A 15254-nucleotide genomic window follows, 5' to 3' on the forward strand; every position below is an offset into this window, starting at 1 on the left:
ATGTTCTACCTTTGCGAGTGACGCTGAATCGCTGGCGTGCATCTATAGGGAAAGTCTATGGAATCCGACGCTATTGCCCCCATAGCGGCGGATGAGCAGGAAGGCATGGGGGATCTATGGTCTCGAACAAGCTAGTCGCCAACGCCGGAGCCGCGGCCGCGTTTCTGACGCTGATGGGCAACGAAAAACGTTTGTTGATCATGAGCTATCTGGCCGAGGGCGAAATGTCGGTCGGCGCCATAGCCGAGAAAGTGTCGCTCAGCCAATCCGCTTTGTCGCAGCATCTGGCCAAGCTCAGGGCTTCCGACCTTGTCGAGACCCGTCGCGACCGGCAAATGATCTATTATTCCTGCAAATCCGGCGCGGTACGCGAACTGCTGCACATGCTGGACGGCATTTTCGGCGAAGGTGAACTGTCGCAGATGGCTCACCGGCTGCGTCGCGCCGGGACCTGATTGGCCGGGGCGGAGAACGCCCCGCCAAATCCGTTTGGTCGCCAAGTCCGTTTGGCCGGCAAGTCCGTTTGGCCGGCAAGTCCGTTTGGCCGGCAAGTCCGCTTTGCTGCCAAGTCCGCCTGCTACTGAGCGCGCTCTTCGGCGGCCTGCGCAATCTCGTCCTTGAACTCGACCTTCGTGCCAGGCTGCACCATGGAGGCGAGGTCTTCGGCATCCCAATTGGTCAACCGGATGCAGCCATGGGAAAAGGTCGTGCCGATCTTGCCCGGTTCCGGCGTGCCGTGGATGCCGTAGCTTTCGATGGAAAGATCGATCCAGACCGATCCCACCGGATTATTCGGCCCGGCAGCGATAGTGAAGGGCCGCTTGGTCTTGACCCCCTTGAAAGCGAAGTCCGGATCATAGTGATAGGTAGGGTTGTGCACCACGCGCTTGACCTCTGCCGTGCCGCTTGGCGCCGGTTTCTCGTCGCTCCCAATCGAGGCGGGGTAGACCGCCAGCCATTTGCCGGCACGGTCGAGCACACGCACCAGGCGAGCGCCCTTGTCGATCTCGACGGCGGCAACCCCGGCGGCAGGGTCGCCCCTGCCGACATCAGGCACCACCAACGTCCTGCCTGGTTTCCTGAGACTGGTGCCAGGATTAAGCATTCTCAACAATTGTTCGCTGATATGGAAGCGCTCGGCCAACTTCTCCACCGCATTGCGGTAACCGAGCCGCCGCAAGCGGGCCATCCTCTCCAAGCGGGCCGGAATACGCTTGGTGAAAGGTCCGCGCACGTCCTTGCGCATCACCTCATAGGTCACCAGCACCGGCCTGGCGGAGGTTGCGATGAGTTTGCTCCAGGTCTGTGGATCGAGCTTGCCGTCGGGCGGAAGTCCGTTTGCCGCCTGAAACGCGGCGACGGCCTTGGCGAAGTTCTGGGAAAGACGACCGTCGATCAGGCCCGGCGAGAAGCGGGCGCGATCCAGAAGGATCTGCGCCTTCAGCAGCATCGGATCGACACCCTTCGGTTCGCCGATAGCGAATTGGGCCTGATTGACGGTGGCTGGATCGAGCTTGGCTGCGCGAGCCACGCCGCATGCGAGGGCAAGCGTGGCGGCGAAGACGAGGAGGAGCCTGATCATCGATGTCCTCCCAGGACTGCAGCAGGAGCCCGCTTCTATGACGCGGCATGGCCCTGTGTGGTTCCTTCGCCCGATCGAAATTCTGAATTGAAGCGGCTTGGCCGAAGGGCTGTGCCGCTGGAATCAAGTATTTCTCGTCGTCGGGGGGCTCGGCCCGGCGTCCAGTGATTGAGCTTGACCGTTCGAACGGCGTGCATCCATTTGGACGCTGAGATACGGTCCGAGCTTCGGATCCGGCATCATGCCTTCCGAAACCGAATCCCGATTCGCGGCCGATGCCATGGTCGGCCGAGGAAGCCATGAATCCGATCCGCATAGACGACCCGCAGGATCCCCGCGTCGCTGCCTATCTCGACATCCGGGAGCGAGATCTTGCCGGCCGGCAAGGCCGTTTCGTCGCCGAAGGCAAGGTGGTGCTCGACACGCTGCTTGCCGCCCGGCGCTTCGAGCCAGAATCGGTGCTGGTACTCGAAAACCGGCTGGCCGGCCTCGATGACGTCCTGCGCAAGGCGCCTGCCGGGCTCCCGATCTATGTCGCATCCGGCGAAATCATGGACAGGATCGCCGGATTCCACATGCATCGCGGCATATTGGCAATCGGCCGCAAGGGCGCGGCCATCTCCGCTGAAGCTTTGCTCGGCGCACTGCCCGCCCGCGCGCTGATCGTTGTGCTGGTCGGCATCGCCAATCATGACAATATGGGCTCGATCTTCCGCAATGCCGCCGCCTTTGGCGCGGATGCCGTGCTTCTCGATCCGACCTGCTGCGATCCGCTGTACCGCAAGGCAATCCGCGTCTCGGTGGGCGCCGCCTTGAAAGTCCCCTTCGCCTCCTTTGCCGACGCCGCCGGCTGCATCGCCATACTCGACCAGCAAGGCTTCAGCCAATTCGCGTTGTCGCCGCGCGGGCAAATCGACATTCGCGATGCCAAGAGAAACGAGCGGCTGGCTCTCTATCTCGGCACCGAGGGCGAAGGCCTGCCGGAAAGCCTGCTTGCTCGCCTGCAGACGCTGCGGATCGGTATGGCGCAGGATTTCGACAGCCTGAATGTCGCAGCGGCGTCAGCCATCGCACTTCATCATTTTTCCGGGGCCTGATGCATGTCGCGCAAAAGTGTGCAGCGGTTTTGCGGTAACGACATGCATCAAAACAAGAACATAAAGCGCGTCGCATGAGGCCGGTCGAACACGACGCGCTTTAGAGCCGGGCGTCCCGCTCTTACGCTTGCGGCGTCTCAGTTGGTCGATGCGGCCTTCTGCAGCGCCCGCACGCGATCGGCAAGACTGCGTCCGCCGCTCTCCGGCCGCGTATCCTCAGGCGCTGCAAGCGCCCGGGCGATCGGCGAATCCGGCCCGTCGAGCTTGGCTGTCAAGGCCACGACTTGCGCTGCCAGATCGTTCATCTCTTCGCGCAATGCCGCGCTGGCGCGGCCGGTATCGTCTCCGGCCTGCGATTTCGACGTTTCGACGGCAGCAAGATCTGTCTTCAGCCTCCTGTTCTCGCGTGCCAGCGATGTCAGCCTGGCCTCCAGCCGCTCGCGGTCGGCATCGAGCTTGGCGGTTGCGTTTTCGATGTCGCCGTTGGCGGCCGCATTGACCTGGCTGCCTGGCACGCCGGCAAGACCCGCCGCAGGCGGGCTTTCAGCGCCTTTCGCCCTTTCGCGAAGGCGCACCAGTTCCTTCTCGCGGCGCTCCAGCCTGTCCTCGCGATCGGCCAGCGTGGCGAGCAGGCGTTCGACCTTCTTTTCCAGTTCACCGGTTCTTTTCTTCTCGGCCTTCAGCGCGTCCCGCAAAACCTTGCTCTCGGCTGTCAATTCCTGGCTGCGCCTGTCCGCCTCCTTGCGCTGGCCGCGCAGCAGCGAAATGTCGCTTGCCAGCTTCTGCAGCTCGGATTCGCGCGCCACCAGCTCGATCTGCCGGCTGCTGGACGAAAAACTGGCGTCGTCATACATGTGCTCCAGTTTTCGCAGTTCGAGCCCGCGCTTTTCGAGCGCGCGCTCGGTCTCCGCAAGCCTCTCCGACAGCTGCTGCAGCTGCTCATCGCGCTTGCGAAGCTCCTCGCTCCTGGTTGTGAGGTCGGCGACGACCCGGTTCTTGTCCTGCCGCTCGGCCGCCAATTCCTTCAGGGCTTCGCGGTCGCGGCCGATCTCGACCAGCTGTTCGGCGGCTTTCTCGCGCAATGACTTGATGGTCATTTCGAGCCGGCGCGCCGAAACGGCGAACTCGGCGCGGACGCGATCCTTGTCCGCCTGGATCTCGGCCAGCGTCAGCGGCATCGAACCCTCGACGCGCCTGCGCGTCAGCGCCACCGCCCGCCGCCAGACGGCCGGGGCAATCATCAGCGCCAGAAAGCCCGCGCAGAGAAAGCCGAGGACAAAGAACAGGATCGACTGGACCAAGATGACTATCCGTTATGCATGGCCGGCCGTTATGGGCGGCAGGCAATGGTCAAAGTTCGACTTTGCCATCTTCGCATGACGGAAATCCGGCGCCGCGGCAAGGGTCTGCCGCGGCAAAGCTCAGACCGTGGGATCACAGGGCCAACCGCAGTGGCGCCATCGTGCAGGTCAGAACGGATTCCAGGTCGCGCGTTGGGTGAGCTTGAGGTAGCCGAGATTGACGCCAAGACGGGCGCCGACGCCGGTACGGATCGGCACGAGCAGCACATTGTTGTTCTTCAGCACGTTGAAACCGACGCCGGCGATGACATAGGCAGAGCCGGCGACGCCGCCAAAGCGGTTATAGAGGCTGCTCACATCGTCGAGATTGTAGACCAGCATCATCACGCGCGAGCCCTCGCCGCCGAAATCCCAGCCGAGCGACGGGCCTTGCCAGAACACTTTGTGATCGCCGGCATTCTTGGTGTAGAGCGTGCCTTCGCCATAGGTCAGGCCACCGATCAGAGCCCCGGACCCCTCTTCGCCGAGCAGATAGCCGTTCGGCAGGCCATAGGTGGCGAAAATCTTCTCGACGACCGTGGCCAGCCCACCCGATGTCGCGCCGAAGAATTTATGACCGGAATCAACGATCTCCTGGGCGGTGTACTCTTGCGCCCGCGCGGCCGATGTCGAAAAGGCGACAAGGCCGATGAGCGCGATCGTCATTGAGATGACACGGAAAAAAGTCCGGTCGTAGAATCGGGAAACCATGCTTCCAATCTCCGTCAGGGAGCACTTTCGCCGACGCCTCGCACCCGTACGGCTCTTTGGCGGCCGTTAAGGATGACTGTTAGGGGCAAACTATGCCGTAATCCTTTTTCAACCATTAAACTCTCACATGAACATGGCGGTTCGAAGGCTGTTTTCGCATGCCCGCGCAGCACCCAGGCTGCGTGAACACACCATTTTCGGCAATGATAATTTTGGATTTGTTGCTGCACGCACAAGCGCTGTGTATTCACAATGCTTGGGAGAGAGGGTGATTCGTGTGGACAGGCGTGATCATGATCGCCCGGTCATTTGTTGTGAAATTTGCAGGGATTTTTGCCGATGGCCGAGCTTTTCACCCTTTCCGCACCCGACCTGGCAGCGCTGCTGTGCAGCCGGGTCTGCCACGACATCATTTCGCCGGTCGGCGCCATAAACAACGGGCTTGAGCTGCTCGACGAAGGCGGCGCCGACGAAGACGCCATGAAGCTGATCCGCCAAAGCGCCAAAAACGCCTCCGCCCGCCTGCAATTCGCCCGCATCGCCTTCGGCGCCGCCGGTTCGGCCGGCATGCTGATCGACACCGGGGACGCCGAGGCCGTGGCCATCGCCTTCCTGAAGAACGAGAAGCCGGAACTGGTCTGGAACGGAACCCGCGCCCTGTTGCCCAAGAACAAGGTCAAGCTGCTGCTCAATCTCATTCTCGTCGCCAACGCCGCCATTCCGCGCGGCGGCAGGCTGGTGGTCACGCTGGAGAACCTCGAGACCGAGCCGCGCTTTGCGCTCGCGGCGAGCGGCCCGATGCTGCGCGTGCCGCCCAAATTCCTGGAATTGCATTCCGGCCACAGACCGGAAGAGCCGATCGACGCGCATTCGGTGCAACCCTATTACACGCTGCTTTTGGCCCGCGAAGCCAACATGACGATATCGATCCATGCGACCGCCGACGAGATCGTCCTTTCCGTAGCCTGAAGTTCTCCAAAAGAGCGCGAAGTATTTCTCCAGGTCATATTTGCGGCACTGTCTTAACATCTGCGAGACGGGCTTGCGGATTGATTGGATGAAGCATTGCGAAAGAAGACTTCGCTTACAACACCTTCAGGAAAATTTTACCTAACGGCTTTTCGGCTTCTTTACCAGATCGGCCTATGTTCCCCGGCAGATGCCACGACGCTGCCGGTTCGCCGCATGGCAAAGAGGGTCCGGGAATGAAACGCTGCATGTTCGTCGACAATTCGAGCGTCATCAGGAAGGTTGCAAAGCGTATCCTGGGCGGCTCCGGCATGATGGTGATCGAAGCCGCCAGCGGCCATGAGGCGATCGAGATGTGCAGTGCCGACATGCCGGACATCATCGTCGTCGACGGCGCCTTGCCGGACATGCAGGCGCAGGACCTCATCCGCCGCGTGCGCTCCATGGAAAGCCCGGTATTGCCGCAAGTTCTGATTTCGCTGGTCGAGGTCGACGTCGGGGCGATCATGCGGGCAAAACGCGCCGGCGCCCAGGGTTACCTGCTGAAGCCGTTCAACCGGCCGCAATTGCTCGAGTGCTTCCGCGCCTTGAAGATTGCCGCCTGACCAGGGGTCGTTCCATTCCGATGAAATCGGGATGAAGCTCTATCTTATTGTTTTACTGCGTTCTTTTCCGAAAACCGGCATCCACTTTCGGGATCAGGCGCTGACGCGGATATCTTCCGGCTCACGCAGCACATAGCCGCGGCCCCAGACGGTCTCGATGTAATTCTGCCCGCCCGATGCGGCGTCGAGCTTCTTGCGCAGCTTGCAGATGAAGACGTCGATGATCTTCAGTTCCGGTTCGTCCATGCCGCCATAGAGATGGTTGAGGAACATCTCCTTGGTCAGCGTGGTGCCCTTGCGCAGCGAGAGCAGCTCCAGCATCTGATATTCCTTGCCGGTCAGATGCACGCGCTGGCCACCGACTTCAACGGTCTTGGCATCGAGATTGACCACCAGGTCGCCGGTGGTGATGACCGACTGGGCATGGCCCTTGGAACGCCGCACGATGGCATGGATGCGAGCGACCAGTTCGTCCTTGTGGAAGGGCTTGGTCATGTAATCGTCGGCGCCGAAGCCAAGGCCGCGCACCTTGTCCTCGATACCGGCCATGCCGGAGAGGATGAGGATCGGCGTCTTCACCTTGGACAGGCGAAGTGTCCTCAAAACTTCATAACCCGACATGTCGGGGAGATTGAGATCGAGGAGAATGATGTCGTAATCGTAAAGCTTGCCTAGATCGACACCCTCTTCACCAAGGTCGGTCGTATAGACATTGAAACTTTCCGATTTCAGCATCAGCTCGATGCTTTGTGCGGTTGCACTGTCGTCTTCTATCAGCAGAACGCGCATTTCATTCCCCTTTTCTGCTGCCGGACCATTTCACGACCCGTCCAGGACCGGAGCAGTGATTGCCTGAGCAGAGGCTGCCATCGAATGGTTAATAAAACCTAATTCCCCGTCCATGACGGTATCAGATTTTTTAACCCCTTTCTACACCTTGTTGAATCCAATAATGAATCACAGACCCAAACCATTAATGCGGCACATTAATAAGCCAGACTAAGTGACTCTTCGGACTCATTGGCCGGGTTTCGCGACGAGTAGCAGAATTTTTACCCGCCCTTAAGTCCTGAGCCGTATGATTAACAATGCCCGTAAACGAATGGTTACCGCCGGCAAAAAACTTTAGGAGTTTGTTTCCCATAGTTCCGGGAAAGCCGGTGGAAACGGGTGAAGCCTGGGCCTTGCCGGGTGAATTGGACGATATGTGCAGGTGTGCGTTTCCGGGAGTGCCGAATCATGAAGTCACGTGAAAACCTCGTTCGGCTGAAGCAATTTCAGGTGAGCGAGAAGCGGCGGCAGCTGCTGCAGCTCGACATGATGATCGCCGAGTTCGAGCGCATGGCCGTCGAGCTGGAACTTCAGATCGCGGCCGAAGAGAAGAAGGCCGGCATCACCGACATCAATCATTTTGCCTATCCGACCTTCGCCAAGGCGGCACGCCTGCGCCGCGACAACCTCAGAAATTCGCAAAGCGACCTCGCCCAGCAGCGAAATGTCGCCGAATCATTGCTTAGCGAAGCCGAAGCGGAGCTTTCCAAGGCCGAGATGCTCGAATCGCGCGACACCAAGGCGCGTGACACGGAAGCCGGCGGCCGCAGCGCCATGATCGGCTGAAAACAAGGCTTTAACGCGCGCCGCACTTGAGCGCTATTGCTGCGCACCGAACGGTGCCGCCTCAGGCACCCAGATCTTCTTGCTGTTCCGCCGCCCGCGCGCGGGCGTTCTTGATGTCGGGCACATGCTGCTCCGACCAGGCCCTGATCTGATTGAGCAGTCCTGCCAGGTTCTGGCCAAGTTCGGTCAGCTCGTATTCGACCCGCGGGGGAATGACCGGGAACACCTCGCGCCGCACCAGGCCGTCGCGTTCCAGGATACGCAGCGTCTGCGTCAGCATTTTCGGGGTGATGCCTTCGAGCTTGCGCGCCAATTCGCCGTTGCGGAGCCGGCCCCGGCGCAACGCACAAATCACCAGGTGGACCCATTTGCTGGCGAGCGTCTCGAGCACCGCGTGCGAGGGGCACGTCCGTCGGAACGCGTCATAACCGGAAGGGAAACAATCTTCGCTATCCATGAGGTGCGTATATATCAAAAAGGTACATACTAGACAAGAGAATATTACTATCCAAATGATAGTGGCATATCAAACCAGCAGGAGAGAGCCTCCCATGCGTGCCATTATCCAGAATTCCTTCGGCGCACCCAACGTCCTCGTCATTGCCGATCGTCCCGCGCCATCACCCGAGGCCGGCGAAGTGCTGGTCCGCATCGAGGCGGCCGGCATCAATCCGGTCGACGGCGCAGTGCGCGGCGGCCACTATCCGCTGCTTGGCGAGCCGCCCTTCATCCTTGGTTGGGACGTTTCGGGAACTGTCGAGGCGCTGGGCTCCGGCCTGTCCGGCCTTAAGGTCGGCGATGCCGTCTTTGGCATGTCGCGCTTTCCCAAACAGGCGGCAGCTTACGCCGAACTCGCCACTGTCCCGGCTGATGAGCTTGCGCCGAAACCTGAAGGCATAGACCACGCCCAAGCCGCCGCGCTGCCGCTGGCCGGCCTGACGGCCTGGCAAGGCCTTGTCCGCCATGGCCGGCTCAATCCTGGCCAGCGCGTGCTGATCCACGCCGGAGCCGGCGGCGTCGGCCATCTGGCGGTGCAGATCGCCAAGGCGCGCGGTGCTTACGTCGTCGCGACCGCCAGCCCGGAAAAGCTCGATTTCGTCCGCTCGCTCGGCGCCGACGAGGTGATCGACTACACAGAGGATGATTTCACCGGAAAGGCTCGCGACATCGATCTCGTTCTGGAGCCGTTCGGCGGCGAGCATGCGGAGCAATCGCTAAAAGTGCTCAAGGCCGGCGGTGTTCTGGTGTCGCTGCTCGATGTCAGCGATGCCACCAAGGCAAAGGCCAGGACGCAAGGCATCCGCGTCGAGCGCATGTCCGTGGTGCCCGACCGTGCCGCTCTGGTGGAACTCGGCAAATTGATCGACGCGAAAAAGCTGGCCGTCCACGTGGCAAAGGCGTTTCCGCTCGAACAGGCCGGTGCCGCCCATGCCTTTCTCGCCACCAGGCCGATCGGCAAGGTGGTGCTGACGGTCTGAAATCCCAGATCGTCGCTCCGGCAAACTTTAAGGGCGCGGATCAGCGCCCTTATCGGACTAATGCCGGTATTGCTGGATGCGCGTGGTGCGCAGCCCGGCAAGGCCGTATTCGTCGATCGACGCCTGCCAGGACAGGAATTCCTCGGTGGTGAGCTTGTAGCGCTGGCACGCCTCTTCCAGGCTCAAAAGCCCGCCACGCACCGCCGCCACCACTTCCGCCTTGCGCCGGATAACCCAGCGACGTGTGTTCGTCGGCGGCAGATCGGCGATGGTAAGTGGGCTGCCGTCAGGCCCGATAACGTATTTGACTCGCGGTCTAATTAGATCGGTCATCGTACTCTCTACAAAAAACTCAAAGACCCAATCCCCACCACATTACCGCCACAGCTTTAAAATTTGGCTAAGCAGACCCTAATGGATAGGTAAGGATCATGAACGCCGCGTTAGTCTTTTCATCGGCATTTGAGATATCTGCCGGCAAGCGCGTTGAACCCGGCTGGAAAAAATGAGCCGGCCTGCAAAGCTGGCGCGGCCGGGACGCTTGACCTATATTCCGGCCATTGGCATTGAAACGCCGCGCAGAACGAAAGAACCATGAACAGCCTCGATCTTCCCGGACGCCCCGAAAACACCCGCGTCGTCGTCGCCATGTCGGGCGGTGTCGATTCGTCGGTCGTTGCCGGTCTCGTGAAGCACGAGGGCTACGACGTCGTCGGCGTCACGCTGCAGCTTTACGACCACGGCGCGGCAACGCACCGGGCCGGCTCTTGCTGCGCCGGCCAGGACATCGACGATGCCCGCCGCGTCTCCGAGACGCTCGCCATCCCGCATTACGTGCTCGATTACGAGGAGCGCTTCCGCAAGGCGGTGATCGACCCGTTCGCCGAGAGCTATGTCGCGGGCGAGACGCCGATCCCTTGCGTCTCCTGCAATCAGACGGTGAAATTCGCCGATCTTCTGGCGACCGCCAAGGAACTTGGCGCCGACGCGCTGGCCACCGGTCACTATATCCGTTCCGGCGCCAATGGCGCCCATCGCGCGCTTTACCGGCCGGTCGACGCCGACCGCGACCAGAGCTACTTCCTGTTCGCCACCACCCAGGCGCAGATCGACTATCTGCGTTTTCCGCTCGGCGGCCTGTCGAAGCTTGAGGTTCGCGCCATCGCCGGGGAGATGGGACTGACAGTCGCCGCCAAGCAGGACAGCCAGGACATCTGCTTCGTGCCGCAGGGCAAATATTCCGACATCATCGCCAAGCTGAAGCCGGCTGCCGCCAATCCGGGCGATATCGTCCATATAGACGGGCGCGTGCTTGGCCGCCACGAGGGCATTTTGCGCTATACCGTCGGTCAGCGCCGTGGCATCGGCATCGCCTCCGGTGAGCCGCTCTACGTCGTCCATCTCGACGCCGACCGGGCCCGCGTCGTCGTCGGCCCGCGCGAGGCGCTGGAAACCCACAAGATCTTCTTGCGCAATATGAACTGGCTGGGCGATGGCCCGCTAACCGATATCCCGGCGGCCGGGCTTGAGCTTTTCGCCAAGGTGCGCTCGACGCGGCCGCCGCGCCCGGCGGTGCTGCATCACCGCGCCGGCGTCACTTCGGTGGAGCTGGTCGACGGCGAGTCCGGCATCGCCCCCGGTCAGGCCTGCGTGCTCTATTCCGACGACGGCAACGAGGCGCGCGTGTTCGGCGGCGGCTTCATCGAGCGCTCCGAGCGCGGCGCCGAAGCCGAGGCGATGCTGACGCGGCTTGCCGTCCAGCCGGCGCGGGTTCCCGCCGAATAGACGGCGTTTTTCGCTTAGGGCCTGGTGTGGGCGACGGTGCCGGCGGTCAGGATGCGCAGCACGCGGATGGCTTCCTCGCCGCTGGTGCGCGGTTCGGCCCGCGTCTCGATGCAGTGGATGAAATGCTCCAGCTCGCGCGTCAGCGGCATGCCCTCGCCGACCGCCACATAGGACGGCTCGTTGGCGGTGAACGCCCATTGGCCGCTGTCCTGCCACACCGCGTGGCGGTAGACGGCAAGCTTGCGCTCCCACGGCTCGACATCGTCGAACACCGCCATCGCCTTGGTGCCGACCACGGTCAGCCGCCGTTCGCGGTAAGGGTTGAGCCGCGAGGCGAACAGATGGCCGCGCAGGCCGTTGGGAAAGCGCATGTGCAGATGCGCAAAGTCGCTGAGATTGTCGAGAAGGGCAGCGCCTTCGCCGCGCACCTCGACCGGCTCGGTGCCGGTGATGGCCAGGATCATCGACAGATCGTGCGGCGCCAGATCCCACAACGCATCGTTTTCGGTGTGGAACTTGCCGAGGCCGAGCCGATGCGAATGGATGTAGCGGACCTCGCCGAGCTCGCCATTGTCGATCAGCGCCTTCAGCGTCTCGAATGCGGGATGGAAGCGCAGCACATGGCCGACCATGAAGACACGGCCATTGTCGGCGGCAGCCTGCACCGAGCGCTCGGCGTCGGGCACCGTCAGCGCGATCGGCTTCTCCACCAGCACGTCCTTGCCGCCGAGCACGGCGCGCACCGCCATGTCGGCATGGAACTGCGGCGGCAGCGCCATGACGATGGCGTCGACATCGTCGCGGGCAAACAGCGCCTCCGGCTCGATCGCCAGGCAATCCTGCTCGCTGGCAAAACCTTCCGCACGCGCAGGGTTGACGTCCGAAACCGCGTGCAGCGCGCCGAGCGCCTTGAGGGTGCGGATGTGGTTGCTGCCCCAGTATCCGCAACCGAGGACTGCAATGCGCGGTTTCATCAATTTCTGACCATGGCTTTCGTGGGCGAGACATAGCGACGTGCCTCGCCGAACTCAACCCCGGCCTGTGCGCCCAAATGTCTGCCCGGCAAAGCTTTAGGCGCCAGCAATATGCCGGCGCGGCAGCCACTTCGATGCTTGACAGGCTTGGCCTCGCAACCTTATATCCGCGCGACCTTGGCGAACGCGCCGATATGCCTGCCGATTTAAGCTGGATTTCGGGCCTTCGCCGCCCTGGCGGGGTAGCTCAGTTGGTTAGAGCACGGGAATCATAATCCTGGGGTCGGGGGTTCAAGTCCCTCTCCCGCTACCATCGCTCCCCCCCGAACGGAGACGCGGTGGCTCAGGCCCTGGTCGACCATGTTGGACAGATATCCATCGATCAGGATCGACGGCTGCTCACCCGCCTTTGGCGGGTAGACCGTCACTGTGGTCACGACGTCGCGGACGATCTTCTTGGCCTCTTCAGAGACGAAACCGTTGTCGCCGATCGCCGCGGCGAGCGCTTCGAGATCTCTGATATAGCGGGTGACCAGCGCCGGCTTCAGCGTAACGACCTTGGGCGGCTGCGGCGTCACCGCGAGCTCGCCCTCGAGGCGCTGGCGCTCAGCGCGCAGCTCGGGCAGGCGCTGCTCGGCCTCGGCTTCGGAGATCATACCTTTGACGTAGGCGTTCAGCACCCGGTCATATTCGCGCTTGGCAGCGTCAAGCCGTTGCGCTGCCTTTTCGCGCGAGGCGCCCTGCCCCGAATAGAGCTTTTGATGCTCATCATTGTAGGCGGCGACATAGTGGTCGATCAGCGCCTTGTCGTTCAGCCTGGCGCGCAAACCGTCCAGCACCGTCGCCTCGATATGATCGACGGCATAGGGCCGCGTGTTGGTGCACGAGCGCGATTCCTTGGCGCGCGTGCAGACGATGCGGGTCAGCCGTCCCATCTTGTCCTTCACCGACATGCCCGAGCCGCAGGCGCCACAGCGAAGCAGACCTGAAAGCAGCCGCGTGTTCTTGCGCTGCGGCGTCTCGCAACGATTGCGCGGCTTGCGGTTGTTGACCGCGGCGAACAGCTCGGCCGGCACGATGCGCAGATGCTCGGCGGCATGCTCCTGCCACTCGGACTTCGGATTGACGCGCGACTGGCGCCGGCCGCTATCCGGATCCTTGACCATGTGGACACGGTTCCAGACGATGCGGCCGTCATAGATGGCATTCTGCAGAATGCCGTAGCCTCGCTTTGGGTTGCCGTTGATAGTCCCACCCGACCAGTAGCGACCGCGCGGCGGGGCAATGTTGTCATCGTTCAACCCGCCGGCGATGTCGCGCGGCGTTCGGCCGGCCGCATACTCCTCGAAGATGCGCAGCACGATCGCCGCTTCTTCCGGCAAGATCGACAGTTCGCCAAGCTTTCCCGGCACCGGCGCATAGCCATAGGCCTTGCCGCCGGCGCTGCGGCCGTCGCGCACCACGCCGGCCATGCCGCGCCGCACCTTCTGCGCAAGATCCTGTAGATATAGCGCGCCGACCAGGCCGCGGATGCCGATCTGCACGATGTCTGCCCGGCCGTCATGCACGGCGCGGATTTCGATGCCGAGATGGGTGAGCCGCTTGTAGATGCCGGCGAGGTCTTCCTGGTCGCGCGACAGGCGGTCAAGCGCCTCGACGATGGGGACGTCGAACAGGCCGTCGCGCGCGGCGTCCATCATCGACAGCACGCCGTCGCGGCCCATGATCGAGGCGCCGGAGCGGGCGCGGTCGTGAAAGACGGTAGCGACGGTCAGCTGCTGCTTGGCGGCATAGTCCGAGCAGAGCGCTACCTGGTCCTCAATCGACCTGTCGGTCTGCAGGTCGCTTGAATAGCGGGCATAGAGTGCCGCTCGTTTCATGGGTGTTCTCCTGGCGGCGCTCATAAGCGTCGCGCGCCGCCTGACGCGCAAGGGCCTCGACGAGGCGCGCCAGCGCCGCGGGCAGCGAGGAACCGCCGCCACAAGAGACGAGGAACCGCCGCCACAAGAGACGAGGCGGCCTTCGAGGTCGAGCGCGAGTTCACGTGCTTCATCGCCGAGACTAATAAGTACCGGTGCTGATGCCGCGACGGTTTTACAATCCCGCCGTAACCCGTTGATATCATACAAGCGACTTTCCGCCTGTTTTACAGGCAAGTCCTTGGAATCGGGTCGAAAGGGCTAGCTTCCCAAGCTGAACGCCTATCTGCCCTCAGTTTGAATTGGAAACTCGATTCTGCTATGAACCGGCAATGACCAAGACCTACTGGAAGACCATTGCAAAGCGCGCCTGGCGGGAAAGTCTCGCATCGGTCAGATGGAACAATTGGGAGCGCATTCTAGTTACTCTGGCTCCGCTTTTCGCTGTGTTTTTTGCCACTTGGTATTTCCTTGGCGATATGTCCGGAGCGCTAGTAAAGCTTGTGGCGGCCGTAGGTATGACAACGGTGCTGGCGGCGATTTTCTTTGTGTCGAAACTTCTTACTGTGCCCGCGAAACTGCAGGCCGAAGTTGAAGAGAGATTGAGCGCGACGACGAAGGCCGTTGATAAGGATGCTGCTCAAAAGGACCTAATCGCCAATCGCGTTGAAATCGTCCGGCAATTTGCCGGACTGTACGTCCTAAGCCACGACGGCATAACTTCTCGTATGATGGCAGGACTAGAGCTTCCTCCTGCCAAGTGGCTAAACACAGAATTGACTAATGCAGGCCACAACTGGCGAGTTCGCAACATCTCCGGCTCCAATTTTGAGATGGTCGAAGATTGATTGCCGCTAACACTGGCCTCGGTCTTTGATAGACCATGGCCTGGGGGTTCTGGTTTCAACTTTTGTCCATTTTCGTGCGAATTCGGCCTCACGAACAATCGAAACTGTCGTTGATCAGAATGGCCTTTTCACTGGCCTGTCACGCCGGCATTCTAACCGCCCCGCTCTGACACAGCCTAGTGCGGGCTAAACGGACAACCTATCAATGAGGCGAACAATCACTTCGTCGTCTACTTTCTTCTTCCGTAAGCGCCAAGCTGACCCCATCTGGCGCGGCTTGAGGTGATGAGCGAGACATACTGACACTGAAGCAAGGAGCCGAGGAGCTT

Annotated in this window: 16 protein-coding genes and 1 tRNA gene; 9 read left to right on the top strand and 8 right to left on the bottom strand. The window is 61.6% G+C overall.

Annotation, left to right across the window (positions count from 1 at the left end):
* Positions 1-116 precede the first annotated feature (116 nt).
* Positions 117-455, top strand: coding sequence for an ArsR/SmtB family transcription factor (locus NKI01_RS28805; RefSeq protein ID WP_023719268.1), 339 nt, complete (start codon positions 117-119; stop codon positions 453-455).
* Positions 456-577: 122 nt separating this feature from the next.
* On the opposite strand, the gene NKI01_RS28810 is transcribed toward NKI01_RS28805, so the two are convergent.
* The gene (locus NKI01_RS28810; RefSeq protein WP_352965500.1) at positions 578-1582 is read right to left on the bottom strand and encodes a L,D-transpeptidase family protein; all 1005 of its coding nucleotides are present in this window, start codon (positions 1580-1582) and stop codon (positions 578-580) included.
* A gap of 299 nt (positions 1583-1881) precedes the next feature.
* On the opposite strand from NKI01_RS28810, the gene NKI01_RS28815 reads away from it, so the two are divergent.
* Positions 1882-2679, top strand: a complete 798-nt coding sequence (locus tag NKI01_RS28815; RefSeq protein WP_352909215.1) for a TrmH family RNA methyltransferase — start codon at positions 1882-1884, stop codon at positions 2677-2679.
* A 137-nt stretch (positions 2680-2816) separates the two neighbouring features.
* On the opposite strand, the gene NKI01_RS28820 is transcribed toward NKI01_RS28815, so the two are convergent.
* Positions 2817-3980 (bottom strand): coiled-coil domain-containing protein, encoded by a 1164-nt coding sequence (locus tag NKI01_RS28820; RefSeq protein WP_352965503.1) that lies wholly within the window; start codon positions 3978-3980, stop codon positions 2817-2819.
* Positions 3981-4148: 168 nt separating this feature from the next.
* Complete coding sequence (locus NKI01_RS28825) at positions 4149-4685, bottom strand: DUF1134 domain-containing protein (protein ID WP_245278600.1); 537 nt, start codon at positions 4683-4685, stop codon at positions 4149-4151.
* Between the two features lie 384 nt (positions 4686-5069).
* Here NKI01_RS28825 and chpT point away from each other — a divergent pair, with 384 nt between their 5' ends.
* Both chpT and NKI01_RS28835 read left to right on the top strand, forming a co-directional pair.
* Positions 5070-5699: a histidine phosphotransferase ChpT gene (gene chpT, locus NKI01_RS28830; RefSeq protein WP_023719273.1), complete on the top strand. Its 630-nt coding sequence runs from the start codon at positions 5070-5072 to the stop codon at positions 5697-5699.
* 236 nt (positions 5700-5935) lie between these two features.
* On the top strand, positions 5936-6304 hold the full coding sequence (locus NKI01_RS28835) for a response regulator (protein ID WP_352817924.1): 369 nt from the start codon (positions 5936-5938) through the stop codon (positions 6302-6304).
* Between the two features lie 93 nt (positions 6305-6397).
* On the opposite strand, the gene ctrA is transcribed toward NKI01_RS28835, so the two are convergent.
* On the bottom strand, positions 6398-7093 hold the full coding sequence (gene ctrA / locus NKI01_RS28840) for a response regulator transcription factor CtrA (protein WP_006203583.1): 696 nt from the start codon (positions 7091-7093) through the stop codon (positions 6398-6400).
* Positions 7094-7543: 450 nt separating this feature from the next.
* Here ctrA and NKI01_RS28845 point away from each other — a divergent pair, with 450 nt between their 5' ends.
* Positions 7544-7921, top strand: coding sequence for a flagellar export protein FliJ (locus tag NKI01_RS28845; protein WP_023719275.1), 378 nt, complete (start codon positions 7544-7546; stop codon positions 7919-7921).
* A gap of 61 nt (positions 7922-7982) precedes the next feature.
* On the opposite strand, the gene NKI01_RS28850 is transcribed toward NKI01_RS28845, so the two are convergent.
* The gene (locus NKI01_RS28850) at positions 7983-8378 is read right to left on the bottom strand and encodes a winged helix-turn-helix transcriptional regulator (protein WP_352856596.1); all 396 of its coding nucleotides are present in this window, start codon (positions 8376-8378) and stop codon (positions 7983-7985) included.
* A 94-nt stretch (positions 8379-8472) separates the two neighbouring features.
* Here NKI01_RS28850 and NKI01_RS28855 point away from each other — a divergent pair, with 94 nt between their 5' ends.
* Positions 8473-9399, top strand: a complete 927-nt coding sequence (locus NKI01_RS28855; protein WP_023719277.1) for an NADP-dependent oxidoreductase — start codon at positions 8473-8475, stop codon at positions 9397-9399.
* Between the two features lie 57 nt (positions 9400-9456).
* Here the strand turns inward: NKI01_RS28855 and sciP are convergent, their stop codons facing one another.
* Positions 9457-9732: a CtrA inhibitor SciP gene (sciP, locus tag NKI01_RS28860; RefSeq protein ID WP_023679563.1), complete on the bottom strand. Its 276-nt coding sequence runs from the start codon at positions 9730-9732 to the stop codon at positions 9457-9459.
* 261 nt (positions 9733-9993) lie between these two features.
* Between sciP and mnmA the strand changes: the two genes are divergently transcribed.
* Positions 9994-11184: a tRNA 2-thiouridine(34) synthase MnmA gene (gene mnmA / locus NKI01_RS28865; protein ID WP_352965506.1), complete on the top strand. Its 1191-nt coding sequence runs from the start codon at positions 9994-9996 to the stop codon at positions 11182-11184.
* 14 nt (positions 11185-11198) lie between these two features.
* Here mnmA and NKI01_RS28870 read toward each other — a convergent pair whose 3' ends face one another.
* Positions 11199-12158: a Gfo/Idh/MocA family protein gene (locus tag NKI01_RS28870; protein ID WP_352482033.1), complete on the bottom strand. Its 960-nt coding sequence runs from the start codon at positions 12156-12158 to the stop codon at positions 11199-11201.
* Positions 12159-12394: 236 nt separating this feature from the next.
* On the opposite strand from NKI01_RS28870, the gene NKI01_RS28875 reads away from it, so the two are divergent.
* Positions 12395-12471, top strand: a tRNA-Met gene (locus NKI01_RS28875).
* Here the strand turns inward: NKI01_RS28875 and NKI01_RS28880 are convergent.
* Positions 12428-14062, bottom strand: a complete 1635-nt coding sequence (locus NKI01_RS28880) for a recombinase family protein (RefSeq protein ID WP_352965515.1) — start codon at positions 14060-14062, stop codon at positions 12428-12430. The genes NKI01_RS28875 and NKI01_RS28880 overlap by 44 nt on opposite strands.
* A 347-nt stretch (positions 14063-14409) precedes the next feature.
* On the opposite strand from NKI01_RS28880, the gene NKI01_RS28885 reads away from it, so the two are divergent.
* Positions 14410-14925, top strand: a complete 516-nt coding sequence (locus tag NKI01_RS28885; protein ID WP_352965509.1) for a hypothetical protein — start codon at positions 14410-14412, stop codon at positions 14923-14925.
* The last annotated feature ends 329 nt before the right edge of the window (positions 14926-15254 follow it).

Origin of the sequence: Mesorhizobium sp. M0815 (assembly GCF_040319995.1) — a bacterium.
Taxonomy (GTDB): domain Bacteria; phylum Pseudomonadota; class Alphaproteobacteria; order Rhizobiales; family Rhizobiaceae; genus Mesorhizobium.

Excerpts from the sequence above, each read along its gene's own strand:
- NKI01_RS28805 (WP_023719268.1), top strand. The coding sequence starts at position 117 with ATGGTCTCGAACAAGCTAGTCGCCAACGCCGGAGCCGCGGCCGCGTTT.
- NKI01_RS28810 (WP_352965500.1), bottom strand. The coding sequence starts at position 1,582 with ATGATCAGGCTCCTCCTCGTCTTCGCCGCCACGCTTGCCCTCGCATGC.
- NKI01_RS28815 (WP_352909215.1), top strand. The coding sequence starts at position 1,882 with ATGAATCCGATCCGCATAGACGACCCGCAGGATCCCCGCGTCGCTGCC.
- NKI01_RS28825 (WP_245278600.1), bottom strand. The coding sequence starts at position 4,685 with ATGACGATCGCGCTCATCGGCCTTGTCGCCTTTTCGACATCGGCCGCG.
- chpT (WP_023719273.1), top strand. The coding sequence starts at position 5,070 with ATGGCCGAGCTTTTCACCCTTTCCGCACCCGACCTGGCAGCGCTGCTG.
- NKI01_RS28835 (WP_352817924.1), top strand. The coding sequence starts at position 5,936 with ATGAAACGCTGCATGTTCGTCGACAATTCGAGCGTCATCAGGAAGGTT.
- ctrA (WP_006203583.1), bottom strand. The coding sequence starts at position 7,093 with ATGCGCGTTCTGCTGATAGAAGACGACAGTGCAACCGCACAAAGCATC.
- NKI01_RS28845 (WP_023719275.1), top strand. The coding sequence starts at position 7,544 with ATGAAGTCACGTGAAAACCTCGTTCGGCTGAAGCAATTTCAGGTGAGC.
- NKI01_RS28850 (WP_352856596.1), bottom strand. The coding sequence starts at position 8,378 with ATGGATAGCGAAGATTGTTTCCCTTCCGGTTATGACGCGTTCCGACGG.
- NKI01_RS28855 (WP_023719277.1), top strand. The coding sequence starts at position 8,473 with ATGCGTGCCATTATCCAGAATTCCTTCGGCGCACCCAACGTCCTCGTC.
- sciP (WP_023679563.1), bottom strand. The coding sequence starts at position 9,732 with ATGACCGATCTAATTAGACCGCGAGTCAAATACGTTATCGGGCCTGAC.
- mnmA (WP_352965506.1), top strand. The coding sequence starts at position 9,994 with ATGAACAGCCTCGATCTTCCCGGACGCCCCGAAAACACCCGCGTCGTC.
- NKI01_RS28870 (WP_352482033.1), bottom strand. The coding sequence starts at position 12,158 with ATGAAACCGCGCATTGCAGTCCTCGGTTGCGGATACTGGGGCAGCAAC.
- NKI01_RS28880 (WP_352965515.1), bottom strand. The coding sequence starts at position 14,062 with ATGAGCGCCGCCAGGAGAACACCCATGAAACGAGCGGCACTCTATGCC.
- NKI01_RS28885 (WP_352965509.1), top strand. The coding sequence starts at position 14,410 with ATGACCAAGACCTACTGGAAGACCATTGCAAAGCGCGCCTGGCGGGAA.